The following is a 22,797-nucleotide window of genomic DNA, read 5'->3' on the forward strand; positions in this document are numbered from 1 at the left end:
GGTGTACACACGTACACCCAAACTTCCGGAGAGGTTCCCGATGAGCATCGTCGCTGACGCGACCACCCGGGTCTTGCGCTCCCGCTTCGCCGCCGCCCTGGCCACCCCGCACGGGGTCGACCGCTACCTCGAGCTGGTCAACCCGATGTGGGCCGCGAACGAGGTCCGCGCCCGGATCGTCGACATCACCCGTGAGGTCGACGTCCCGGGCCACCCGCCGGTCGCCACGATCACCCTGCAGCCGACCTCGACCTGGCGGGGCCACCGGGCCGGGCAGCACGTCCAGCTGGGCGTCGAGGTCGATGGCGCTCGTCGTACGACGCGCGTCTTCACCGTGTCCAGCCCCGACTCGAAGGCCGGCGACCGGTTCACGATCACGATGCGGGCCAACCCCGACGGGGTCGTCTCGCGCTACCTCGTCGAGCGGGCGACCGTCGGCACGATGGTCCACCTGTCGCAGGCGCGGGGGGAGTTCGTCCTCCCCGACCACGTCCCGGACCACGTCGTGTTCATCTCCGGCGGCTCCGGCATCACGCCGGTGATGTCGATGCTGCGGTCCCTGCAGCGTCGTACCCACCGCGGGCGGGTCACCTTCCTGCACTACGCGCAGAGCCCCGACCACCAGATCTTCGCGGCCGAGCTGGAGGAGATCCGGCGTTCGGGCTACGGCATCGACGTGCACCTGCTCCACCCCGAGCTCGGCGACCCGGCGCTGTCGCCCGCCTACCTCGAGCGGCTCGTGCCCGGCTACCGCGACGTGCCCACCTGGGCCTGCGGTCCGGCGCCGCTGATCAACGCGGTGCACGGGGCGTACGACGGCTCGGACGCCTTGCGCGTGGAGTACTTCAAGCCGCCGGCGGTCGGCAACGGGAACGCCGAGGGCGACATCTCGTTCACCCGCTCCGGCGCCACTGCCGCCAACTCCGGCGCGACCCTGCTCGAGCAGGCCGAGGCCGCTGGCCTGAACCCGACGTTCGGCTGCCGGATGGGCATCTGCTTCTCCTGCACGGCCACCAAGCTGGAGGGCACCGTCCGCAACGTGCTGACCGGTGAGACCTCCTCCCTGCCCGACGAAGACATCCGCATCTGCGTCAGCTCGCCCGAGGGCGACTGCGCAGTGGAGCTCTGAAAGGACTGACATGAGCATCACCATCGACAAGCCCCCGGTGAAGACGCGCACCGACAAGGAGCTCAGCCCGAAGTACACCCTCACTGCCGAGCAGCTCGACGCGTTCGGCGAGGAGATGGACGCGATCCGCCAGCGCATCGTCGCCGACCTCGGCGAGGCGGACGCGAGCTACATCCGCAAGGTCGTGAAGTATCAGCGCGGCTTCGAGGTCGCCGGCCGCGTGATGTTCTACGTCCCGCCGCTGTGGCCGGCCGCTGTGGCGGCGCTCTCCGTGTCGAAGATCCTCGACAACATGGAGATCGGCCACAACGTCATGCACGGCCAGTACGACTGGATGGGCGACCCCGGCCTCAACTCGCGGATGTTCGAGTGGGACACGATGGCCCCCAGTGAGAACTGGAAGTACGGCCACAACTACATGCACCACACCTACACCAACATCGTGGGCAAGGACCGCGACGTGGGCTACGGCATCCTCCGCATGGACGAGGAGCAGGAGTGGCGGCCCTACTACCTGGGCAACCCGCTCTACGCGTTCCTGCTGATGACGTTCTTCGAGTGGGGCGTGGCTCTGCACGACCTCGAGGTCGAGGAGGTCGTCGCCGGCCGTCGTACCTGGGCGGAGAACCGCCAGATCGCGGCGCGCATCTGGCGCAAGGTCCGCAAGCAGGTCGCCAAGGACTACCTCGTCTACCCGCTGCTCACCGGACCGTTCTTCGTCTCGACGCTGGCGGGCAACGCGGTCGCGAACCTGATCCGCAACGTCTGGACGTTCAACATCATCTTCTGCGGCCACTTCCCGGCCGGCGTGGCGACCTTCACAGTCGAGGAGACCGAGGACGAGTCGCGCGGCGGGTGGTACTACCGCCAGCTGCTGGGCTCGGCCAACATCACCGGCAGCAAGCTGATGCACGTGATGAGCGGCAACCTGAGCCACCAGATCGAGCACCACCTGTTCCCGGACATCCCGGCACGGCGCTACCCCGAGATCGCCGTCGAGGTGCGGGAGATCTGCGAGCGGTACGGCCTGCAGTACAACGCGGGCCCGCTGCACCAGCAGCTCTTCAGCGTCGCGAAGAAGATCTTCCGGCTCTCGCTGCCGACCCGGTCGCCCCGGCCGGCGCCGGAGGCGACCGCGGCCGAGACGCCGTTGGCCGCGTGAGCGACAGGCGTCAGACTGTCCCCATGAAGTCCGAGGGTCAGGACCACCTGAGCAAGGCCGAGATCTCCAAGGACGCCATGCAGGCCGGCGCGGAGGCGGCGATCGGCACGGTCGGTGAGGTCGCGACGATCATCACCAGCGCCGTCAAGGACGTCGCCGGCGCGCTCGGCGGGCTGGCGACGGAGCTGTTCGAGATCCGCGACGCCTCCAAGCGGGCGATGGACCGACACGTCGACCTCCCGGACGACGAGATCTAGACCGGGATCAACGCAGCACGGCCAGGGCGGCCTCGCGGGCGGTGGCAGGATCCACCGCCGCGAGTGCCGCCTCTGCCATCTCCTCGCACCGGCCCAGGGTCACGTCGGCGACCCGGGCGCCGACCGGGCGCACCGCCGCGGCCGCCATCGACAGCGACGTGATGCCGAGGCCGACCAGCACGCACGCCAGCAGCGGGTCGGCAGCCGCCTCGCCGCAGACGCCGACCGGCTTGCCGGCCTGGCGCCCGGCCTCGGCCGCGATCGCGACCAGCTGGAGGACCGCCGGCTGCCACGGGTCGGTGAGGTGGGCGAGGTCGGTCGCCATCCGGTCCGCCGCCATCGTGTACTGCGTGAGGTCGTTGGTGCCGATCGAGAGGAAGTCGACCTCCTCGAGGATCTTGTGGGCGAGCAGCGCCGCACTCGGCACCTCGACCATGACCCCCGGCTTGAGGCCGCGCTCCCGCGCGGCCTCGCCGAACCCACGGGCCTCCGCGACGGTCGCCACCATCGGCGCCATCACCCAGCACTCGGTGCCGCTGCGCTCGGCCGCGATCGCGATCGCGTCGAGCTGCCGGTGCAGGAGGCCGGGGTCGGCGAAGGACAGCCGCAGGCCGCGGACCCCGAGCGCGGGATTCTCCTCGTCGGGATGGGTCGCGAACGCGATCGGCTTGTCGGAGCCGGCGTCGAGCGTCCGTACGACGACGTGCTTCCCCTCGCTCGCGAACGGCTCCAGCACGCTGGTGTAGATCGCCGCCTGCTCGTCCACGTCCGGCTCGGTGTCGCGGTCGAGGAAGCACAGCTCGGTGCGGAACAGGCCGATCCCGCTGACCGGCTCGGAGGTCGCGGCGCTCGCGGACGCCGCGTCGGCGACGTTCGCGAGCAGCTTGACCGGGCGGCCGTCGGCGGTCTGTCCGGGGCCGGACCACGTCGCGAGGACCGCGCGCTCGGCGAGGTCCTCCTTGACCCGCTTCCCCGCCTGATCCTCGTCGGGGTCGACCTCGATGGCACCCGTCCGGCCGTCCACGAGGGCGGTGTGCCCGTCGAGCGCTGCGATCGCGCCGGCGGCTCCCACCACGCACGGGATGCCGAGCTGGCGGGCGATGATCGCGGTGTGGCTGGTCGGCCCGCCGCGCTCGGTCACGATCGCCACCACGAACGACGGGTCGAGGCCGGCGGTGTCGGCAGGGGCGAGGTCGGCGGCCACCAGGACCGACGGTGAGGTCGGCACCGGCACGCCCGGCTCGGGCTCCCCGACCAGGCGGGCGAGCACCCGGGTGTGGATGTCGCGCAGGTCGGTGACCCGTTCCGCCATCAGGCCGCCCATCCCCGCGAAGATCGTGACGAACTGGTCGACCGCCGCCTCGAGGGCGGGGAGGAGGGGCTGGCCGGCGTTGAGGTTCTTCCGGACGGCGCCGCGCAGTCCGCGGTCGGTGGCCAGCCCCGCGCTCGCCGTGAGGACCTCGGCAGTCGCGCCACTGCTCGCCGCCGCCTTCGCGCGGAAGCCGTCGGCCACCTGGGCGACCGCTTCGTCGTAGGCCGCCAGGGCCGCGGCGGCGTCCGCGTGACCGCCGTCGCCGTAGGCCGCGACGGCTCCCGCGGAGACGTCGGCGGCGGCGACGAGGACCGGTCCGTGCGCGAGCCCCGGGACGACCGGAGTGCCGTGGATCGTGGTGACCATGCTCACAACTTAACCATGCGACACCCTTGACAAGCAACAGATTCGGGCATAAAACAACATAAACACAGATTCGATTCGGGAGGTCCCAGGTGTACGCAGAGGAGCGGCAGCAGGCCATGGCTCGCGCCGTCGCCGCGCGCGGCCGGCTGTCCGTCGCCGAGCTCGCGAGCGAGTACGACGTGACGACCGAGACCGTGCGCCGGGACCTGTCGGCGCTCGAGGCCCTGGGCCTGGTCCGGAGGGTGCACGGGGGAGCGGTGCCGGCGTCGGCGCTCACCTCGCTCGAGTACGGCCTCGCCGAGCGTGACGCCGCCCGCCCTGCAGAGAAGGAGGCGATCGCCCGCACCGCCCTCGAGCTGCTGCCGCCGGCGGGCGGGTCGATCCTCCTCGACGCCGGCAGCACGACCGCCCGGCTCGCCGAGGCCCTGCCGCGGGACCGGCGGCTGGTCGTCTTCACGCACTCGGTGCCCGTCGCCGCGCGGCTCGTCGTGAACCCGGCGGTGGAGCTGCACCTGCTGCCGGGCACGGTCCGGCCCGCGACCCAGGCGGCCGTCGGCCCCGAGACCGTGGCCGCGCTGGGCCAGCTGCGGGTCGACCTCGCGTTCGTCGGCACGAACGGAGTCACCGTCGGCCACGGCTTCTCGACCCCGGACGCGACGGAAGCGGCCACCAAGCGGGCGATCGTGGGGGCTGCGCGCCACGTGGTCGTCCTCGCGGACGCCACCAAGGTGGGCGTCGAGACGACGGTGCGGTTCGCCGCCACCGACGAGGTCGACGTGCTCGTCACCGACAGCGAGATCGATGGCAGCCAGCGCAAGGAGCTGGTCTCCGCCGGCGTCGAGGTCGTGGTCGCGTGATCCTCACCGTGACGCCCAACCCCAGCATCGACCGCACAGTCATGCTGCCCGGCTCGCTCCGCCCGGGCGCCGTGCACCGGGCGGACGCCGTCCTGTTCCAGCCCGGCGGCAAGGGCGTCAACATCTCCCGGGCGTGCGTCGCAGCGGGAGTGCCGACGCTCGCCGTGCTCCCGGTCGCGGCGGACGACGGCTTCGTCACCGAGCTCGAGCACGCCGGCGTCGCCGTACGCCCTGCGCCGCCGGCGGGGCCCATGCGCATCAACCTCACCATCAGCGAGCCCGACGGCACCACCACGAAGATCAACACGGCCGGCGCGACGGTCGGGCCCACCGACCTCGCCGAGCTCGCCGAGATCGTGCTCGACGCCGCGGCGTCGGCGCGCCCCCGCTGGGTCGTGCTCGCCGGGTCGCTGCCGCCCGGTGCGGACGCCGACTGGTACGCCCGGCTCGGCTCCGCGCTGCGGGCCCAGGGCCACCGGTTCGCCGTGGACACCAGCGAGGAGCCGCTCGGCGCGCTGCTCGCGGCCGGTGGCGCCGCGGCGCCCGACCTGATCAAGCCCAACGCGGAGGAGCTCGCGTCCGTGACCGGCGGGGACGCAGACGCGCTCGAGGCAGACCCCGCTGCGGCAGCCGCGGCGGCGGCCACCCTGGTCGGCACGGCCGCCGGTGCGGTCCTGGCCACGCTGGGGGCGGCCGGGGCGGTGCTGGTCGACGCCACCGGCGCGTGGCACGCCAGCCCGCCCCCGATCACCGTCGTCAGCACCGTCGGTGCGGGCGACGCGAGCCTGTTCGGCTACCTGCTGGCCGAGCTCCGCGGCGCGAGTGCGCCGGAGCGGCTCGCCAGCGCCGTGGCGTACGGCGCCGCCGCGGCCGGCCTTCCCGGCACCACCGCGCCGACCCCCACCGATGTCCGGACCGCCGAGGTCCGGGTCCGACCGCTCGACGCACTGCCGAGCCCCACCCCCGGAGGAACACCGTCATGGCAGAACTGATCACGCCCGACCTGGTCCGGCTCGATGCCGACCTCGGTGCGGACAAGGAGACGGTGATCGCCGCGCTGGCCGCGGTCGTCACCGACGCCGGCCGTGCGGAGGACGTCTCCGTGCTCCAGCGCGACCTGCTCGCCCGCGAGGCGAAGGCCGCGACCGGCATGAAGGACGGCATCGCCATCCCGCACTGCCGGACCGAGACGGTCTCGGTCCCGACGGTCGCGTTCGCGCGGCTCGCCCCGAGCGTCGACTTCGGGGCCAAGGACGGCCCGGCGGAGCTGGTGTTCCTGATCGCGGCTCCCGAGGGAGGCGGCAACACCCACCTCCAGATCCTCACCAAGCTCGCCCGGGCGCTGGTCAAGCCTGCGTTCACCGACGCGCTGCGGACCGCGGCCACCCCCGCCGAGGTCGTGTCGATCGTCGGCGGTGTCGTCGAGGACTCCCCGGCACCAGAGTCCGCCGAGGAGAAGGCTGCCGCGCCGGCGGGACGGCGGCTCGTGGCCGTCACGTCGTGCCCCACGGGCATCGCCCACACCTACATGGCGGCGGAGGCCCTCGAGGCGGCCGCCGGCCGGGCCGGCGTGCAGATCGCCGTCGAGACCCAGGGGTCGGCGGGCTCGAAGCCGCTGCCCCGGGCCACGATCGACGCTGCGGACGCCGTGATCTTCGCGGCCGACGTCGGGGTGCGGGACCGCGTCCGGTTCGCCGGCAAGCCGGTGGTCACCTCCGGCGTGAAGCGGCCGATCGACGACGGCGACGCGATGATCGCCGAGGCGCTCCGCTACGCCGACGACCCGGGCGCGCCGCGCGTCGAGGGCGGCGGTCACGACGAGACCGGTGGTGCGACCACCGCAGGGGAGTCGTGGGGCGGCCGGGTGCGCCGCGTGCTGATGACCGGCGTCTCCTACATGATCCCGTTCGTGGCGGCCGGCGGCCTGCTGATCGCACTCGGGTTCCTGCTCGGCGGCTACGAGATCACCGGGCCGGCCGACCAGATCCTGGCCGAGAACACCATCTTCAACCTGCCCGACCTCGGAGACGTCGGCCTCGAGCACGCGCTGTTCGACAGCGCGCTGGCGGCGTACCTCGGAGCGCTCCTCTTCAAGCTCGGCGCCCTGTCCTTCGGGTTCCTGGTGCCGGCGCTCGCCGGTTACATCGCCTACGCGATCGCCGATCGCCCGGGCATCGCGCCCGGCTTCGTGATGGGCGCCGTCGCCGGCTTCATCGGCGCCGGGTTCCTCGGCGGCATCGTCGGCGGTGTCATCGCCGGCCTCGTCGCCCACTGGGTCGCCTCCTTCCAGGTGCCGAGCTGGGCCCGCGGGCTCATGCCGGTCCTCGTGATCCCGCTCGTCGCGACCCTCGTGTCGGGCGTGATCATGGTGGTCGTCCTGGCCCGGCCCCTCGGCAAGCTGATGGAGGCGCTCAACGACGGTCTCGGCTCCCTCAGCGGCGGCTCGGCGATCGTGCTCGGCGTCATCCTCGGCCTGATGATGGCGTTCGACATGGGCGGTCCGCTCAACAAGGTCGCCTACGCTTTCGCGACCACCGGTCTGGGTGCGGCGGCCACGTCGTCGGACGCGCCCGAGCTCAAGATCATGGCCGCGGTCATGCTCGCCGGCATGGTCCCGCCGCTCGCGCTGGCGCTCGCCACCGTCGTCCGGCCCGGGCTGTTCACCATCCCGGAGCGCGAGAACGGCAAGGCCGCCTGGCTGATGGGCGCGTCGTTCATCACCGAGGGCGCGATCCCGTTCGCCGCCGCCGACCCGCTGCGGGTGATCCCGTCGATCATGCTCGGCAGCGCCGTCACCGGCGGCCTCGCCCAGGCGTTCGACGTCAGCCTGCGCGCTCCCCACGGCGGCGTCTTCGTGCTGTTCGCCGTCGACGGGGTGCTCGGGTTCGCGATCGCCCTCGTGGCGGGAGTGCTCGTCGCCGCCGCCAGCGTCATCGCCCTCAAGTCCGTCGGCAGCGCCCGGGCCGCCGAGCCCGAGCTCGTCACCGTCTGACCGTCCGTCCAACCGAGAGGAAACACCATGCCCAGCAGGTCCGTCGTCGTCGGCTCCGCCATCGGCCTCCACGCCCGCCCCGCCGCGATCATCTCCGAGGCCGCGATGGAGCTCGACTCCGAGGTGCTGATCGGCATCCCCGGTGACGAGCCTGTCGACGCCAGCTCGGCGCTGCTCATCATGACCCTCGGTGCGGCCAACGGCGACACCGTCGAGGTGTCGGGCGACGTCGAGGCGGACGTCGAGGCGATCGCCGCGCTCGTCGTGCAGGACCTCGACGCCGAGGACGCCCCCAACCCGGCCTAGTCGAACGACAGCCGGAACGACGCCATCCGGAACGACGCCAGCTGGCGGGCCCCGCGCAGGAACGCCAGCGGCCCGTCCGGGGCGAACCTCCAGCGGCCCCGGCAGGGGAGCGCCTTCGCCGAGCCGGTCATCGTCACGGTGATCGGCTCGGTGTGGTCGTCGATGGGCGGCTGCACCACCACGCCCTTCGACGGTGCCCGGGGCGCGATCCGGGAGACGTCGGTGAAGGACGCGTCGACGACCGCTCTCCGATCGATCGTGGCGCTCCAGTCCGTGCGGGAGACCGGCCCGCGGAACGAGCTCTCCAGGTCGAAGTCGCAGAGCTCCTTCGGGATGGCCCAGAGCGCCCGTCCGCCGGCCATCGACGCGGGGGAGTCCACCCAGATGTCGGTGATGGTCACGGCGCGGGTGCCGTCCTCGGTGCGGGTCGTGCGCGCGATCAGCAGCTCGCCGTACGTCAACGGACTGGGCTCGACGTAGTCGACCAGCGCGACGCCGTAGGTGCCGGCGGGGTGTCGTTCGTCCACGTCGGTGGGCAGCCGGAACGCGGTCAGCCACAGCGAACCGTGCATCCGCCACGGGGCCGGCGGGTAGGTGGGCTCGTCGTTCATGCCGGCGGCTCCTCGGGGACGAAGAGGTCGGCGTGCTCGCGGATCTCGTCCTCGAGCGCCGGCTCGAAGTCCTGGGTCACCTCATCGCCGACGCTCCTGTCGTCCTTCGGGCCCATCCCGCGTGAGGCGCGCTCGATCGCGGCGCTGACGTCAATGAGGGTCGCGTCCTTCACGTAGGGCTTCGTGAGCTCCTTCGCGACGTACTTGGCCACGAAGCGACGGAGCTCGCCCTCGACCCCGGCGGCGACCTTGAGGACCTGCGCGCGGAGCCCCTCGCCCTCGAGCTGCACCTTGACCTGCGATGCCGTGGGCGGGGTGATGTCGAGGACGATGGCGAGGTCCTCGCGAGCGTGGACGGTGATCAGCAGCGGCACGTCGATGTCCGCCCGGAAGCGCTGCTTGTCCATGCCGAGGTCGATCGTGAACTCCAGCGGGACGGGCAGGGTGACCTGGAGGGCCACCGGCTCGTCGCTGATCCGGTGGCCCGTCGCGGTGCCGATCTGCCCGGTGGCGGTGACCTTGACCAGGCGCCCCGGGCCGACGCCCATCGGCCCGACGTCGATCCGCCTCCCCGAGAGGACGTTCACCCCCCGGAGCACCCGCTCCTCGGTCACGGCGCGATGGAAGAACTCCACGCCCCAGGCGCCGTAGTCGATGACGTCGTCGTCGGTCACCCGCGCAGGCTACTGCTCAGCGGCGCGCGCAGTCGGCCCGTCCGCCGGTGAGCCCGCGGACCACCATGCCGAGCGTGATGTCCACGACGGCGTCGCGCGCGGCGGCGTCGGCGTCGCGGTAGGGCCCGTCGATCAGCAGCAGGGACAGTCCGTGGACGGCAGCCCAGGCGCCGGCCTCGGCGCCGGGACGCTGCGCGGGGTCCATCAGCCCCGCGTCGACGAGGCCGTCGAGGGCAGCCGAGAGGAACGCGTACGGCGGCGACGCGGCGAGCCGTTCGTCGAGCGGCGCGACCTCGTCGTCGGTCTCCCGCACCGGGCAGAAGGCGGTGCGGAACAGCCCCGGCTGCTCGACGGCGAAGCGGACGTAGCCGCGGCCCGCGGCGGTGATCCGGTCGACGGCCACCGTCGCCGGGTCGGCGTCCGGCGCGGGGGGCGGGACGAGGTCGATGATCACCGCGGCCATCCGCTCCATCGCGTCGTCCCTCGCAGCGCAGAGCAGGTCGACCTGGTTGGCGAAGTGCCGGTAGGTCGCTGTCGGTGTGACGCCGGCGATCCGGGCCGCCGCGCGGATCGTGATCGCCTCCGGCCCGCCCTCCTCGGCCAGGTCGGCCGCAGCGCGGACGAGTGCGTTGCGCAGGTCGCCGTGGTGGTAGCTGCGGCGGTCCGTCGTCTCGGTCACGGGTCCATGTTGACACCTGACCACATTTATGCCAAGTTAACGCCAGCAAAGTTTACAAGCGCACACATTTCTTCGTTCCAGGGGCCCTCATGTTCCATCGCATCGGAATCCTCGTCACCACCCGCGCCCGGCTCGTCCTCGCGGTCGGTCTGCTCGCCGTCCTCGCCGCGGGCTACCTCGGCGTCTCCGCCTTCGGGAAGCTCCAGACCGAGGGCTTCGACGACCCGGCCTCGGAGAGCAGCCGGGCGGCGGCTGTCCTCGCCGACGAGTTCGGCGGGTCCGCCGACTACCTCTTCGTCGTGACGGCCGAGGACGGCACCGTCGACGGCGACGACGCCTCCGCGGCCGGCCGCGAGCTCACCGAGCGGCTCCGCCAGGACCCGGGGCTGGCCGACGTCGCCTCCTACTTCGACACGGGCGCGCCGTCGATGCGGTCGGAGGACGGGCAGCACGCGCTCATCACCGCCTCGGTGGCGGCGGGTGAGGAGTCCGACCCGGCGGCGGTCCTCGATGAGTACGGCGAGGGCTCCGAGGGCATGGACGGCCTCACCGTCGACATCGGCGGGCCGGAAGCCGTCGGCGAGCAGGTGGGGGATCAGATCGGCTCCGACCTCGGGCTCGCCGAGAGCATCGCGATCCCGCTCATCCTCGTGCTGCTGGTGCTCGCTTTCGGCAACGGCGTCGGCGCCCTGGTGACCCTCGCGATCGGCATGACCGCGATCCTGGGGACCTTCGCGGAGCTCTCGATCCTGGGCTCGCTGACCGACGTGTCGATCTACTCGGTCAACCTCACCACCGGCCTGGGCCTCGGTCTTGCCGTCGACTACGGGTTGCTGATGGTCGCGCGGGTGCGTGAGGAACGCGCCGCCGGGCTCGCAGCAGACGCTGCCGTCGTACGCGCCGTCGAGACCGCCGGGCGGACGATCTTCTTCAGCGCGACCACGGTCGCGGTCGCCCTGGCCTCGCTGCTCGTCTTCCCGCTCTACTTCCTCCGCTCGTTCGCGTACGCCGGCATCGCGGTCATGGCGATCACGGCGATCAGCGCGATCGTGCTGCTGCCGGCCGGGCTGGCGCTTCTCGGCGACCGCGTCGACGCCTGGCGGGTGCCCGGCGTGCGCGGGATCCGCGGAGGAGAGGCCCGGTCGTGGGCCCGGCTGGCCTCGCTCGTCACCCGCCGGCCCGTGCTGAGCTCGCTGCCGGTGCTGGCCGTGCTCGCACTGATGGCGGTCCCGCTGCTCGGGATCACCTTCGGCACGCCCGACGACCGGGTGCTGCCGACGAGTGCGACCGGCCGGCAGGCCGGCGACCTGCTCCGCGAGGAGTTCTCCGCGGACGGGAGCAGCCCGATCGAGGTGGTGGCCACGTCCCGGCTCGACGACGACGCCCTGTCGTCGTACGCCACGGAACTCTCGGAGGTCCCCGGTGTGGTGCGGGTGGACACCCGCGTCGGCAGCTTCGCCGCAGGCAGTGCCTCGGACGCCGGCCCGCCGCCGATGCCGGAGCCGCCCGGCGTCGACGCCGAGCGCGTCGCCGTCGTCACCGACCACGACGTCCGGTCGGCCGCGGCACGCGACCTGGTGGAGGACGTGCGGGCCCTGCCTGGACCGGATGGCACCGAGGTCCTGGTCGGTGGCAACACCGCCGAGCTGCGCGACAGCATGGCGGCGATCGGCAGCCGGCTGCCGATCGTTCTCGGCTGGCTCGCCGCGGCCACGCTGGTGATCCTGTTCCTCTTCACGGGCAGCATCGTCCAGCCGCTACGGGCGCTGGTCCTCAACGCGATCGGCCTCGCCGCGACGCTGGGTGCGATGGTCTGGGTGTTCCAGGAGGGCCACCTCAGCGGGCTGCTCGGCTTCACGCCGCTGCCGATGGACACCAGCATGCTGATGCTGCTGTTCTGCGTCGCCTTCGGGCTGTCGATGGACTACGAGGTGTTCGTGCTCGGCCGGATCAAGGAGATGCGCGACCTCGGGCTCGACAACGACGAGGCCGTCATCCGCGGGCTCGCCCACACCGGCCGGATCGTCAGCACTGCCGCCGTCCTGATCGCGATCAGCTTCTTCGCGTTCCTGGTGAGCGACATCAGCTTCATCCAGTTCTTCGGCCTCGGCACGGGACTGGCGATCCTGATCGACGCCACGGTGGTGCGGGGCGTGCTGCTCCCGGCCGGCATCCGGCTGCTGGGGGAGTGGGCATGGTGGGCGCCGGCGCCGCTCCGGGTGCTGCACCGCCGGGTCGGGCTGTCGGAGGAGCCGGTGAAGGAGCTCGCGACCGCGTCCCGCTAGTCGTCCGGGTCGTCGAGCCGGGCGAGCCAGGTCGCGAACCGCTCGACGGCGGTCTCGAACTCGGGATGCACGTCGGTGAACTCCTGGAGCCGCTCGGCGAGCCACGCCAGGGTGACCTCCTCGTCACCCCGGCGTTGCTCGAGCTCCTCGATGCCGCGATCGGTGAAGTACATCTCGACAGGCGGTCGGCTACTCGAAGGCCTTGCCGATGAGGACCTTGGCCTCCTCGAGGTGCCGCTTCGCCGTACCGACCGCCGTCGTCGACGACGCCGGACGGGTCACCGGCTCGACGGGGCGCTCGAGCTGCGGCACCACATTGAGGGAGTACGACGGCCAGGGACCCTGGTTGAACGGCTCGTCCTGCACCCACTTGACCTTGGCGTCGGGGTACTTCGCGAGCTCGGCCTTGAGCTCCTCGACCGGCCACGGGTAGAGGCGCTCGACGCGGACGATGGCGACGTCCTCGCGGTTGCTCTTCGTGCGCTCCACGACCAGGTCCCAGGTGAGCCGACCGGACACGAGCATGACCGTCGACACCTTCGCCGGGTCGGCCGTGTCGTCGCCGATCACCGGGCGGAAGGAACCGGAGGTGAAGTCGCTCGGCTGGGAGGCCGCCTCCTTGCGCTTGAGCATCGACTTCGGCGTGAAGATGATGAGCGGCTTGTGCTCACCGCCGAGCGAGTGCGAGCGCAGCAGGTGGAAGTGCGACGCGGGCGTCGACGGCTGGGCGACCACCATCGCCTCGTCGGCGCACAGCGTGAGGAACCGCTCGATGCGCGCCGAGGAGTGGTCGGCGCCCTGGCCCTCGTAGCCGTGCGGCAGCAGCAGGACCACACCGGAGTCCTGGCCCCACTTGGTCTTCCCGGCGGAGATGTACTCGTCGATGATCGTCTGGGCGCCGTTGACGAAGTCGCCGAACTGCGCCTCCCAGAGCACGAGCGCCTCGGGGCGGGCGACGGAGTAGCCGTACTCGAACCCGAGCGCGGCGTACTCCGAGAGCAGCGAGTCGTAGGCGTGGAACTTCGCCTGGTCCTCGGTCAGGTTGGACAGCGGCGTCCACTCGTCGGCGTTGATCCGGTCGATGATCGTCGCGAACCGCTGGACGAAGGTGCCACGCCGCGAGTCCTGGCCGGCGAGCCGCACCGGCCGGCCGTCCATGAGCAGCGCGCCGAAGGCGAGCATCTCGCCGGTGCCCCAGTCGATCGGGCCGTCCGTGATCGCAGCGGCCCGGCGCTGGAGCTGCGGCATCACCTTCGGATGCACGGTGAACCCGTCCGGCGGGCTGACGTAGGCGTCGGCGATCGCCTTGAGGGTCTCGAACGGCACCGCGGTCTGGGTCTCCCCGGCCGGCTTGTCCGGGTAGTCCGGCACGGTCGTCCACGACGTCGGCGTCGCGTCTGCCTCGCGGACCTCGGTGAACACCCGCTCCAGCTGGGCCTGGTAGTCGCGGATGACCTGTTCGGCCTCCTCGATCGTGATGTCGCCACGACCGATGAGGGACTCGGTGTAGAGCTTGCGCACCGAGCGCTTCTGCTCGATCAGGTCGTACATCAGCGGCTGCGTGTACGACGGGTCGTCGCCCTCGTTGTGACCGCGGCGGCGGTAGCAGACCAGGTCGATGACGACGTCGCTGTGGAACGCCTGGCGGTACTCGAACGCCAGCCGAGCCACCCGGATGCAGGCCTCCGGGTCGTCGCCGTTGACGTGGAAGATCGGCGCCTGGACCATCCGCGCGACGTCGGTGCAGTAGAGCGAGGAGCGGGACGAGCCGGGGGACGTCGTGAACCCGACCTGGTTGTTGATGACCAGGTGGATGGTGCCGCCGGTGCGGTAGCCGCGCAGCTGGGAGAGGTTCAGCGTCTCCGCGACCACGCCCTGGCCGGCGAACGCGGCATCGCCGTGGAGGAGCAGCGGGAGGACCGGGAACGCCTCGCCCTGGTCGAGGACGTCCTGCTTCGCGCGGGCGATGCCCTCCAGGACCGGGTCGACGGTCTCGAGGTGGCTCGGGTTCGCGGCGACCGACACCTTGATCTTCTCGCCGGTGCCGGCGGAGAACTCGCCCTCGGCGCCGAGGTGGTACTTCACGTCGCCGGAGCCCTGGACCGTACGCGGGTCGATGTTGCCCTCGAACTCGCGGAAGATCTGGTTGTAGGACTTGCCGACGATGTTGGCCAGCACGTTGAGCCGGCCGCGGTGGGCCATGCCGATGGTCACCTCGTCGAGGCCGGCCTGGGCGGCCGCCTCGCAGATCTCGTCGACGACGGGGACCGTGGTCTCGCCGCCCTCGAGGGAGAACCGCTTCTGGCCGACGAACTTCGTCTGCAGGAACGTCTCGAAGGCCTCGGCCGCGTTGAGCTTCTGCAGGATCCGGAGCTGCTCCTCGCGGGGCTCCTTGGTGTGCGGGCGTTCGACCCGCTCCTGGATCCAGCGGCGCTGCTCGGGATCCATGATGTGCATGTACTCGATGCCGGTGGTGCGGCAGTACGAGTCGCGCAGGATGCCGAGGATGTGGCGCAGCTTCATGAACCGGCGCCCGGAACCGCCGAACTCGCCGGTGGGGAACTCCCGGTCGAGGTCCCACAGGGTGAGGCCGTGCGACTCGATCCGCAGGTCGGGGTGGCTGCGCTGCTTGTACTCCAGCGGGTCGGTGTCGGCCATCAGGTGGCCGCGCACGCGGTAGGCGTGGATCAGCTCGAGGATCCGCGCCTGCTTGTCGATCTCGTCGTCGTGCGAGGTCGCGATGTCGGAGTTCCAGCGGATCGGCTCGTAGGGGATCCGCAGGGCACGGAAGATGCCGTCGTAGAAGCCGTCCTCGCCGAGCAGCAGCTGGTGGACGCGCTTGAGGAACTCGCCGGACTGAGCGCCCTGGATGACCCGGTGGTCGTAGGTCGACGTGAGCGACATGACCTTGCTGATGCCGTTGCGGGCGAGCGCCACCTCGGACGCGCCCTGCCAGGCGGCGGGGTACTCCATCGCGCCGACGCCGATGATCGCGGCCTGGCCGGCCATCAGCCGCGGGACCGAGTGCACGGTGCCGAGCCCGCCGACGTTCGTCAGGCTCACCGTCGTGCCGGAGTAGTCCTCCATGGTGAGCTTGTTGTCCCGCGCCTTGCGGATCATCTCCTCGTAGGCGGTCCAGAAGCCCGCGAAGTCCATCGCCTCGCAGGCCTTGATCGACGGCGCCACGAGCTGGCGGGTGCCGTCGGGCTTCTGCTGGTCGATCGCGATGCCGAGGTTGATGTGAGCCGGGCTCACCATCGTCGGCTTGCCGTCCTTCTCCATGTAGGAGTTGTTCATCTCCGGCATCGCCTTGAGCGCCTGGACGATGGCGTAGCCGATGATGTGGGTGAACGACACCTTGCCGCCGCGGGCACGGGCGAGGTGGCTGTTGATGACGATGCGGTTGTCCCACAGCAGCTTGACGGGGACCTGGCGGACCGAGGTCGCGGTCGGCACCGTCAGCGAGATGTCCATGTTCTTCGCGGTCGCCGCGCCGATGCCGCGGAGCACGGTGTAGGTCGGCTCGTCGCTGGCCGCGGCCGGCGCCGGCCTGGGGGCGTCCTTCGGCGTCGGCTTCGTGTCGGTGGACGGGGTCGGCGTGGTCTGCGAGGCCGGGCTGACCTGCGGCGCCGGCTTCGCCTTCGGGGCGGGGCGGGCGGCGGTCTGGGCGGAGGACGGGGCAGCGGTCTGGGCCGGCTGCGCGGGCGCCTCGGCGGGCTTCGCGGCAGGGGTCGGCGGCGCAGTGGACGGAGCAGCGGAACTGGCAGCGGGACTGGCAGCGGGACTAGCAGCGGAGGAGGTCTCGGCGGGGGCCTGCTGGCCGTTGCCGCCGGGCTTGGGGGCGCCGCCGAAGTACGCCGCCCACTCGGGATCGACGCTGGTCGGATCGGCGTCGAACCGCTCCTTCATCTCCTCCACGAGCCACTCGTTGGCTCCGAAGTCAGGGGTGCTGGACTGCTGGCCTGTCGATTGCGACACGACGTGCTTCGCCTCTTCCGGTGAGCTGCTGGCGTAGGGTCTGTCCGACCTGGACGAAGACCGGTGCCAAGGCTAGTCCCACGGGGAAGTTTTGTGGCCGCCTGTCCGAGCAGAGGAGTCGCGAGTCGTGCGCACATTCCCAGGATTGCCGACCAGTGTTGCCGCCGTCGTGCTGGCCCTGGTTCTCGGCGTGACCGGTTGCAGTGGTGGGGACGACGACGAGCCCGACGGTGACGGCAAGGGGGACGGCTCCTCGACGTCGACCGGGATCCCGTCGCGGGTGGAGGTCGGCGAGGTCGCCGGGAAGCTCGGCCGGAAGCCGGCGCGCGGCGTCGCGCGGGACGTCGCCGCGGTCGTCGACCGCTGGATCGACGCGGCGTACGTCGGTGGCGACTACCCGCGCTCCGACTTCTCGGGGGCGTTCAGCGGGTTCACCGGCGACGCGGCGAGGCTCGCAACCCGCCAGGCCGGCCTGATGAGCAACAAGGCGGTGGGCGGGAAGGTCGACGGCGTCACCGCGACCCGGCGGGTGGTGAGCGTCGACGTCCTGGCCCCCCAGGGCAGGCCAGCAGGCGCCACCGCGCACGTGAACCTGGTGATGGAGATCACGGGTGACGTCGAGCGCACCGAGCAGGTCCAAGGACGGCTGATGCTGGTCCGCGCCAAGAAGGGGTGGCGGATCTTCGGCTTCGACATCGCGCGCGGCGAGGTGAGGAAGTGATGGTGGCCAGACGTTCCCTCCGCACCGGCCTGCTGGCCGTGGTGCTGGCGGTCGCGGCGTTCGTGGTGCCGAACAGCGGCGTGGCGCCGACGTACGTCACCCTGGTGAAGTTCGAGCACGCCGAGGGAGTGGACACCGACCCGGACGTCCTCTGGATCCTCGCGGTCGGCTCCGACGCCCGGCGCGGGCAGGACCCGCTGCGCAGCCGGGGCGACGCGCTGCAGCTGATCGGCATGGACACCCGGACCGGCGCCGCGACGTCGATCGGCATCCCCCGGGACAGTTGGGTGTCGATCCCGGGGCACGGCTCCAACCGCGTCAACGCGGCGCTGTACTTCGGCGGCCCGCAGCTGCTGGGCGAGACCGTCGCCGGCCTGATCGGGGTCGAGCCCGACTACGTCTTCGTCACCAGCTTCTGGGGGCTCGAGGCGATCGCCGAGGACGTCGGGCCGATCACCGTGAAGAACCCGCGGTTCTTCTCCGACTCCGACCTGAAGCCGAAGGGGTTCCAGGAGGGCAAGGTCGTGCTGCGCGGCTACAGCGTTGTGTCGTTCGGGCGGATCCGCAAGTCGCTCGCCGGCGGCGACTTCGACCGGTCCCGCAACCAGCAGCGGGTGCTGGAGGGGTTCCAGGCAAAGCTGGCCGCGAACGCCGACAAGCCGGGATGGATCGAGAACGGCGTGCTGTCGGTGATCGACAACGTCGACACCAACCTGCCCCCGGCCGAGCTCTTCCGGATCGCCCAGGCCATCGCGCAGGTCGACCCCAAGAAGATCAGCGGCTGCGTCGTGCCGGGCGGCATCGGCAACATCGGGGGAGCGAGCGTGGTCATCCCCAACACCAGCACTGCTCGGCGCTACGGCGACGACGCGCGCAAGGACGCGACGATCAAGAGCTGCTGATCGCAACCCCGTGGTGGCGCCTCCGGCAGGATTCGAACCTGCGGCACCTGGTACCGGAAACCAGTGCTCTATCCCCTGAGCTACGGAGGCATCGCGTCGCCCGTCGGCCGGGCTGCGCGAAGTGGAACCTTACCGGGCCATATCCGTGCAAGAGAAACCGGAGGCCGCCGATAGGCTTGCCGGGTGAATCCCGAGCAGCTCTCCACCACCATCGTCGGCGTCCTGTCGACGCTCGTCGACCAGGGTGCGTTGACCCTGGCCGACGGCGTCCCTGCTGAGGTGACGGTGGAGCGGCCGCGTCAGAAGGGTCACGGCGACTACGCGACCAACGTCGCGCTGCAGCTGGCCAAGAAGGCGGGCATGAACCCGCGGGCGCTCGGCGAGCTGCTGGCGGCGAAGCTCCAGGAGGCCGACGGCATCGGCGGCGTCGAGGTCGCCGGGCCGGGGTTCCTCAACATCACCGTCGAGGCGGGGGCACAGGGACAGCTGGCTGCCGACATCGTGGCGGCCGGCGCGGCGTACGGCTCCTCCAACGCGTTCGCCGGCGAGAAGATCAACCTCGAGTTCGTCTCCGCCAACCCCACCGGCCCGCTCCACCTCGGCGGCGTGCGCTGGGCGGCCGTCGGCGACGCGCTCGGCCGGATCTTCGAGATGACCGGCGCCGAGGTGACGCGGGAGTACTACTTCAACGACCACGGCGCCCAGATCGACCGGTTCGCCCGGTCGCTGCTGGCGAGCGCGAAGGGCGAGCCGGCGCCGGAGGACGGCTACGGCGGCCTGTACATCCACGAGATCGCGGCCGCGGTCGTCGCCGAGCGGCCCGACGTGATGTCGCTGCCCGAGGAGGACGCCCAGGAGGTCTTCCGCGCCGGCGGCGTCGACATGATGTTCGCCGAGATCAAGAGCTCGCTCCACGAGTTCGGGGTCGACTTCGACGTCTACTTCCACGAGGACGAGCTCCACAAGAGCGGTGCGGTGGAGCGTGCGGTCGCGCGGCTGCGCGAGCTCGGCAACATCTACGAGAAGGAAGGCGCGCTCTGGCTCGCCACCGAGAAGTACGGCGACGACAAGGACCGCGTCGTCATCAAGTCCGACGGCAGGGGCGCCTACCTGTCGGGGGACCTCGCGTACTACCTCGACAAGCGGGAGCGCGGCTTCGACCGCTGCTTCATCATGCTCGGCGCCGACCACCACGGCTACGTCGGCCGGATGATGGCGATGTGCGCTGCGTTCGGCGACGAGCCGCATGTCAACCTCGAGATCCTCATCGGCCAGATGGTCAACCTGCTCAAGAACGGCGAGCCGCTGCGGATGTCGAAGCGTGCCGGCACCGTCGTGACGATCGACGACCTCGTCGGCGCCATCGGGGTGGACGCCGCGCGCTATGCCTTGGCGCGCTACAGCACGGACAGCCCGATCGACATCGACCTCGACCTCTGGGCGCGGGCGACCAACGACAACCCCGTCTTCACCGTGCAGTACGCCCATGCCCGCGTCTCGAGCCTGCTCCGCAACGCCGCCGAGATGGGCGTCGTGGCGGAGTCGCACCCCGAGCTCCTCACCCACGAGAAGGAGGGCGAGCTGCTGCGGGCGCTCGGCGAGCTGCCGCGCGTCGTCAAGGCCGCCGCCGAGCTGCGGGAGCCGCACCGGATCGCCCGCTACCTCGAGGAGCTGGCGGGGACCTACCACCGCTTCTACGACAACTGCCGGGTGCTGCCGAGGGGCGACGAGGAGGTCTCCGACCTCCATCGCGCTCGGCTGATGCTGGTCGAGGCGACCCGCACCGTCCTCGCCAACGGTCTCGGCCTGCTCGGCGTCAGCGCCCCGGAGCGGATGTAATGACCCACGAAGCCGGCTGGGCGCACGCGCCCGGCGCCCTCCGCGGGCCGTCCTGGCTGCGGGAGCCGCGCGACGTCAACGCGCTGGTCCCGCTGCTGTGGTCGAGCACCGCCCACAAGACCGACGCGGGCGACCTGGTCATCGGGGGAGTGCCGGTGCCCGACCTCGTCGCCGAGCACAACACCCCGGCGTACGTCCTCGACGAGGTGGACTTCCGGGCCCGGGCGCGGGCGTTCCGCGACGCGTTCGCCGGGTGGGACGTCTACTACGCCGGCAAGGCGTTCCTCTGCACGGCGGTCGCCCGCTGGATCGCGGAGGAGGGCCTCTGCCTCGACGTCTGCTCGGCGGGCGAGCTGACCGTGGCGTTGCGCGCCGGCTTCGACCCTGCGCGGATCGGCTACCACGGCAACAACAAGTCTGTCGCCGAGCTTCGGCGCGCGGTCGCCGAGGGGGTCGGGCGGATCATCGTCGACTCCTTCCAGGAGGTCGACCGGATCGCGATGGTCACGGCCGACACGGGTATGACGGCGCGGGTGATGGTGCGCGTCACCGCCGGCGTCGAGGCGCACACCCACGAGTACATCGCCACCGCCCACGAGGACCAGAAGTTCGGGTTCTCGATCACCAGCGGCGACGCCTTCGAGGCCGTACGCCGCCTGCAGGACGCTCCCGGCGTCGAGCTGCTCGGGCTCCACTCCCACATCGGCAGCCAGATCTTCGACTCCTCCGGGTTCGAGGTGGCGGCCCGCCGGGTGCTCGCCCTCCACCACCGGGTGTCCGACGAGCTCGGCGTGACGATGCCGGAGATGGACCTCGGCGGTGGCTTCGGCATCGCCTACACGACCCAGGATGATCCAGCCGACCCGTCCCAATTGGCGACCGAGATGGGCAAGATCGTCGAGCACGAGTGCCGCGCCCTCGGCGTCGAGGAGCCCCGGCTCTCGATCGAGCCCGGCCGTGCGATCGTCGGCCCGGCGATGGCGACCGTCTACACCGTCGGCACGGTGAAGCCGGTGGCGCTCGACGCGGGCGCCGTCCGGACCTACGTGAGCGTCGACGGCGGCATGAGCGACAACATCCGCACGGCCCTCTACGACGCCGACTACTCCTGCACTCTCGCCGGCCGCCGCTCCGAGGCCACGCCGGTGCTCGCCCGCGTGGTCGGCAAGCACTGCGAGGCCGGCGACATCGTGGTGCGCGACGAGTTCCTACCGGGCGACGTCGCCCCAGGCGACCTGGTGGCGGTGCCCGGTACGGGTGCCTACTGCCGGTCGATGTCCTCCAACTACAACCACGCGCTGAGGCCCCCGGTGATCGCGGTACGGGACGGCGTCGCGCGCGTCGTCGTACGGCGGGAGACTGATGACGACCTGTTGGCGACGGATGTCGGGTGAGTGCTGTGAATACCGTGCAACGGGAGGGTGACAAGCCCCTCAAGGTGGCGGTGCTCGGCTGTGGCGTCGTCGGCTCGCAGGTGGTGCGGCTGCTCCACGAGCAGTCCGGCGACCTCGCGGCCCGGGTCGGTGCGCCGGTCGAGCTCGCCGGCGTCGCCGTACGCCGGCTCGACGCGCCGCGCGACGTCGACGTCCCCACCGGCCTGCTGACCACGGACGCGCTCGGGCTGGTGACGCGCGACGACGTGGACGTCGTGGTCGAGGTCATCGGCGGCGTCGAGCCCGCGCGGTCGCTGATCCTCGCCGCGCTCGAGAACGGCGCCTCGGTCGTCACCGCCAACAAGGCCCTCCTCGCCGAGGACGGCCCGACGCTCTACGAGGCCGCCGAGAAGGCCGGCCGCGACCTCTACTACGAGGCCGCCGTCGCCGGGGCGATCCCGATCCTGCGGCCGCTGCGCGAGTCGCTCGCCGGCGACAAGGTGACCCGGGTGCTCGGCATCGTCAACGGCACCACGAACTTCATCCTCGACAAGATGGACACCCAGGGGTCCGGCTTCGAGGAGGCCCTCGAGGAGGCCCAGGCCCTCGGCTACGCCGAGGCCGACCCGACCGCCGACGTCGAGGGCTTCGACGCGGCCGCGAAGGCCGCGATCCTGGCCAGCCTGGCGTTCCACTCCCGCGTCACCGCCGCCGACGTCCACCGCGAGGGCATCAGCGACGTCACGTCCGGCGACGTCCGCTCGGCCGCCGACATGGGCTGCGTCGTGAAGCTCCTCGCGATCGCCGAGCTCAACACGTCCGACTCGGGCGAGGAAGCGGTGAGCGTGCGCGTCCACCCCGCGATGATCCCGAGGGAGCATCCGCTGGCGAGCGTGCGCGAGGCCTACAACGCGGTGTTCGTCGAGTCCGAGGCCGCCGGCCAGCTGATGTTCTACGGTCCCGGCGCTGGCGGCGCACCGACGGCGAGCGCCGTCCTCGGCGACCTCGTCACGGTCGCGCGCAACCACCGGCAGGGCACGCGCGGCGTGGGCGAGTCGGCCTACGCCGACCGGGCGGTGCTGCCGATGGGGGAGACCCGCACCCGCTACCACGTCGCCATCGACGTTGACGACCGCGCCGGTGTCCTCGCTGCCGTCGCGACCGCGTTCGCGACCCACGAGGTCTCGATCCAGACGGTCCGGCAGGAGGGTCGGGGCGACGACGCCCAGCTCGTCGTCGTGTCGCACGAGGCGACCGACGCCCAGCTGTCGGCGACCGTGGCCGAGCTGCGCGAGATGGACATCGTGCGCGACGTGACCTCGGTGATGAGGGTGGAAGGGACCGACGAGTGACC

19 protein-coding genes and 1 tRNA gene are annotated in these 22,797 nt (G+C 71.6%); 13 read left to right on the plus strand and 7 right to left on the minus strand.

The features are described from left to right. Positions 1-40 precede the first annotated feature (40 nt). The 3 genes from F0U47_RS00980 to F0U47_RS00990 are packed head-to-tail and all read left to right on the plus strand — an operon-like array spanning position 41 to position 2,548. Positions 41-1,129 carry a ferredoxin reductase gene (locus F0U47_RS00980; protein WP_149748447.1) on the plus strand — a complete coding sequence of 363 codons (1,089 nt, stop codon included), beginning with the start codon at positions 41-43 and terminating at the stop codon, positions 1,127-1,129. A gap of 10 nt (positions 1,130-1,139) precedes the next feature. Then, positions 1,140-2,291 carry a fatty acid desaturase family protein gene (locus tag F0U47_RS00985; RefSeq protein ID WP_149748448.1) on the plus strand — a complete coding sequence of 384 codons (1,152 nt, stop codon included), beginning with the start codon at positions 1,140-1,142 and terminating at the stop codon, positions 2,289-2,291. A gap of 23 nt (positions 2,292-2,314) precedes the next feature. Further along, positions 2,315-2,548, plus strand: a complete 234-nt coding sequence (locus tag F0U47_RS00990; protein WP_149748449.1) for a hypothetical protein — start codon at positions 2,315-2,317, stop codon at positions 2,546-2,548. A gap of 7 nt (positions 2,549-2,555) precedes the next feature. Here the strand turns inward: F0U47_RS00990 and ptsP are convergent, their stop codons facing one another. Beyond that, positions 2,556-4,226 (minus strand): phosphoenolpyruvate--protein phosphotransferase, encoded by a 1,671-nt coding sequence (gene ptsP / locus F0U47_RS00995; RefSeq protein WP_149748450.1) that lies wholly within the window; start codon positions 4,224-4,226, stop codon positions 2,556-2,558. Positions 4,227-4,315: 89 nt separating this feature from the next. Between ptsP and F0U47_RS01000 the strand changes: the two genes are divergently transcribed. From F0U47_RS01000 to F0U47_RS01015, 4 genes are read left to right on the plus strand one after another with little or no spacing between them, the layout of a single operon-like run. Further along, entirely contained in the window at positions 4,316-5,083 is a 768-nt protein-coding gene (locus F0U47_RS01000; protein ID WP_149748451.1) for a DeoR/GlpR family DNA-binding transcription regulator, read from the plus strand. Next, complete coding sequence (locus F0U47_RS01005; protein ID WP_149748452.1) at positions 5,080-6,075, plus strand: 1-phosphofructokinase family hexose kinase; 996 nt, start codon at positions 5,080-5,082, stop codon at positions 6,073-6,075. Before F0U47_RS01000 ends, F0U47_RS01005 begins: the two co-directional genes overlap by 4 nt. Further along, positions 6,063-8,075, plus strand: a complete 2,013-nt coding sequence (locus tag F0U47_RS01010) for a PTS fructose transporter subunit IIABC (RefSeq protein ID WP_149748453.1) — start codon at positions 6,063-6,065, stop codon at positions 8,073-8,075. The genes F0U47_RS01005 and F0U47_RS01010 overlap by 13 nt, the downstream gene beginning before the upstream one ends. Before the next feature lie 27 nt (positions 8,076-8,102). After that, positions 8,103-8,381 (plus strand): HPr family phosphocarrier protein, encoded by a 279-nt coding sequence (locus F0U47_RS01015; RefSeq protein WP_149748454.1) that lies wholly within the window; start codon positions 8,103-8,105, stop codon positions 8,379-8,381. Here F0U47_RS01015 and F0U47_RS01020 read toward each other — a convergent pair. Genes F0U47_RS01020 through F0U47_RS01030 form a run of 3 tightly spaced genes read right to left on the minus strand, consistent with a single transcriptional unit; the run spans position 8,378 to position 10,345 of the window. After that, positions 8,378-8,992, minus strand: a complete 615-nt coding sequence (locus F0U47_RS01020; protein ID WP_149748455.1) for an acetoacetate decarboxylase family protein — start codon at positions 8,990-8,992, stop codon at positions 8,378-8,380. The genes F0U47_RS01015 and F0U47_RS01020 overlap by 4 nt on opposite strands. Beyond that, positions 8,989-9,666 (minus strand): hypothetical protein, encoded by a 678-nt coding sequence (locus F0U47_RS01025; protein WP_149748456.1) that lies wholly within the window; start codon positions 9,664-9,666, stop codon positions 8,989-8,991. Before F0U47_RS01025 ends, F0U47_RS01020 begins: the two co-directional genes overlap by 4 nt. Positions 9,667-9,682: 16 nt before the next feature. Next, positions 9,683-10,345 carry a TetR/AcrR family transcriptional regulator gene (locus F0U47_RS01030; RefSeq protein ID WP_149748457.1) on the minus strand — a complete coding sequence of 221 codons (663 nt, stop codon included), beginning with the start codon at positions 10,343-10,345 and terminating at the stop codon, positions 9,683-9,685. Between the two features lie 89 nt (positions 10,346-10,434). On the opposite strand from F0U47_RS01030, the gene F0U47_RS01035 reads away from it, so the two are divergent. Then, positions 10,435-12,630: an MMPL family transporter gene (locus tag F0U47_RS01035; protein WP_149748458.1), complete on the plus strand. Its 2,196-nt coding sequence runs from the start codon at positions 10,435-10,437 to the stop codon at positions 12,628-12,630. On the opposite strand, the gene F0U47_RS20950 is transcribed toward F0U47_RS01035, so the two are convergent. Beyond that, on the minus strand, positions 12,627-12,803 hold the full coding sequence (locus tag F0U47_RS20950) for a DUF6104 family protein (RefSeq protein WP_182481276.1): 177 nt from the start codon (positions 12,801-12,803) through the stop codon (positions 12,627-12,629). The two genes, F0U47_RS01035 and F0U47_RS20950, sit on opposite strands and share 4 nt — an antisense overlap. A gap of 16 nt (positions 12,804-12,819) precedes the next feature. Further along, entirely contained in the window at positions 12,820-16,608 is a 3,789-nt protein-coding gene (locus tag F0U47_RS01040; protein ID WP_149748459.1) for a multifunctional oxoglutarate decarboxylase/oxoglutarate dehydrogenase thiamine pyrophosphate-binding subunit/dihydrolipoyllysine-residue succinyltransferase subunit, read from the minus strand. A gap of 145 nt (positions 16,609-16,753) precedes the next feature. Here F0U47_RS01040 and F0U47_RS01045 point away from each other — a divergent pair, with 145 nt between their 5' ends. Next, the gene (locus F0U47_RS01045; RefSeq protein WP_149748460.1) at positions 16,754-17,329 is read left to right on the plus strand and encodes a hypothetical protein; all 576 of its coding nucleotides are present in this window, start codon (positions 16,754-16,756) and stop codon (positions 17,327-17,329) included. Positions 17,330-17,331: 2 nt separating this feature from the next. Continuing rightward, positions 17,332-18,231, plus strand: coding sequence for an LCP family protein (locus tag F0U47_RS01050; protein WP_438362044.1), 900 nt, complete (start codon positions 17,332-17,334; stop codon positions 18,229-18,231). 14 nt (positions 18,232-18,245) lie between these two features. Here the strand turns inward: F0U47_RS01050 and F0U47_RS01055 are convergent. After that, positions 18,246-18,321 (minus strand) — tRNA-Arg (locus tag F0U47_RS01055). Between the two features lie 93 nt (positions 18,322-18,414). On the opposite strand from F0U47_RS01055, the gene argS reads away from it, so the two are divergent. From argS to F0U47_RS01070, 3 genes are read left to right on the plus strand one after another with little or no spacing between them, the layout of a single operon-like run. Further along, positions 18,415-20,070, plus strand: a complete 1,656-nt coding sequence (argS, locus tag F0U47_RS01060) for an arginine--tRNA ligase (protein WP_149748462.1) — start codon at positions 18,415-18,417, stop codon at positions 20,068-20,070. Then, positions 20,070-21,464, plus strand: a complete 1,395-nt coding sequence (lysA, locus tag F0U47_RS01065) for a diaminopimelate decarboxylase (RefSeq protein ID WP_149748463.1) — start codon at positions 20,070-20,072, stop codon at positions 21,462-21,464. The genes argS and lysA overlap by 1 nt, the downstream gene beginning before the upstream one ends. 5 nt (positions 21,465-21,469) lie before the next feature. Continuing rightward, a complete protein-coding gene (locus F0U47_RS01070; RefSeq protein WP_223162641.1) occupies positions 21,470-22,795 on the plus strand; it encodes a homoserine dehydrogenase in 1,326 nt (441 codons plus the stop codon). Positions 22,796-22,797 lie beyond the last annotated feature (2 nt).

The sequence above is a fragment of the Nocardioides antri genome (assembly GCF_008373765.1).
Classification (GTDB): domain Bacteria; phylum Actinomycetota; class Actinomycetes; order Propionibacteriales; family Nocardioidaceae; genus Nocardioides; species Nocardioides antri.

What these genes read in the sequence shown, in the direction of transcription:
- F0U47_RS00980 (WP_149748447.1), top strand. Translation starts at nt 41, where the DNA reads ATGAGCATCGTCGCTGACGCGACCACCCGGGTCTTGCGCTCCCGCTTC.
- F0U47_RS00985 (WP_149748448.1), top strand. Translation starts at nt 1,140, where the DNA reads ATGAGCATCACCATCGACAAGCCCCCGGTGAAGACGCGCACCGACAAG.
- F0U47_RS00990 (WP_149748449.1), top strand. Translation starts at nt 2,315, where the DNA reads ATGAAGTCCGAGGGTCAGGACCACCTGAGCAAGGCCGAGATCTCCAAG.
- ptsP (WP_149748450.1), bottom strand. Translation starts at nt 4,226, where the DNA reads ATGGTCACCACGATCCACGGCACTCCGGTCGTCCCGGGGCTCGCGCAC.
- F0U47_RS01010 (WP_149748453.1), top strand. Translation starts at nt 6,063, where the DNA reads ATGGCAGAACTGATCACGCCCGACCTGGTCCGGCTCGATGCCGACCTC.
- F0U47_RS01015 (WP_149748454.1), top strand. Translation starts at nt 8,103, where the DNA reads ATGCCCAGCAGGTCCGTCGTCGTCGGCTCCGCCATCGGCCTCCACGCC.
- F0U47_RS01020 (WP_149748455.1), bottom strand. Translation starts at nt 8,992, where the DNA reads ATGAACGACGAGCCCACCTACCCGCCGGCCCCGTGGCGGATGCACGGT.
- F0U47_RS01035 (WP_149748458.1), top strand. Translation starts at nt 10,435, where the DNA reads ATGTTCCATCGCATCGGAATCCTCGTCACCACCCGCGCCCGGCTCGTC.
- F0U47_RS20950 (WP_182481276.1), bottom strand. Translation starts at nt 12,803, where the DNA reads ATGTACTTCACCGATCGCGGCATCGAGGAGCTCGAGCAACGCCGGGGT.
- lysA (WP_149748463.1), top strand. Translation starts at nt 20,070, where the DNA reads ATGACCCACGAAGCCGGCTGGGCGCACGCGCCCGGCGCCCTCCGCGGG.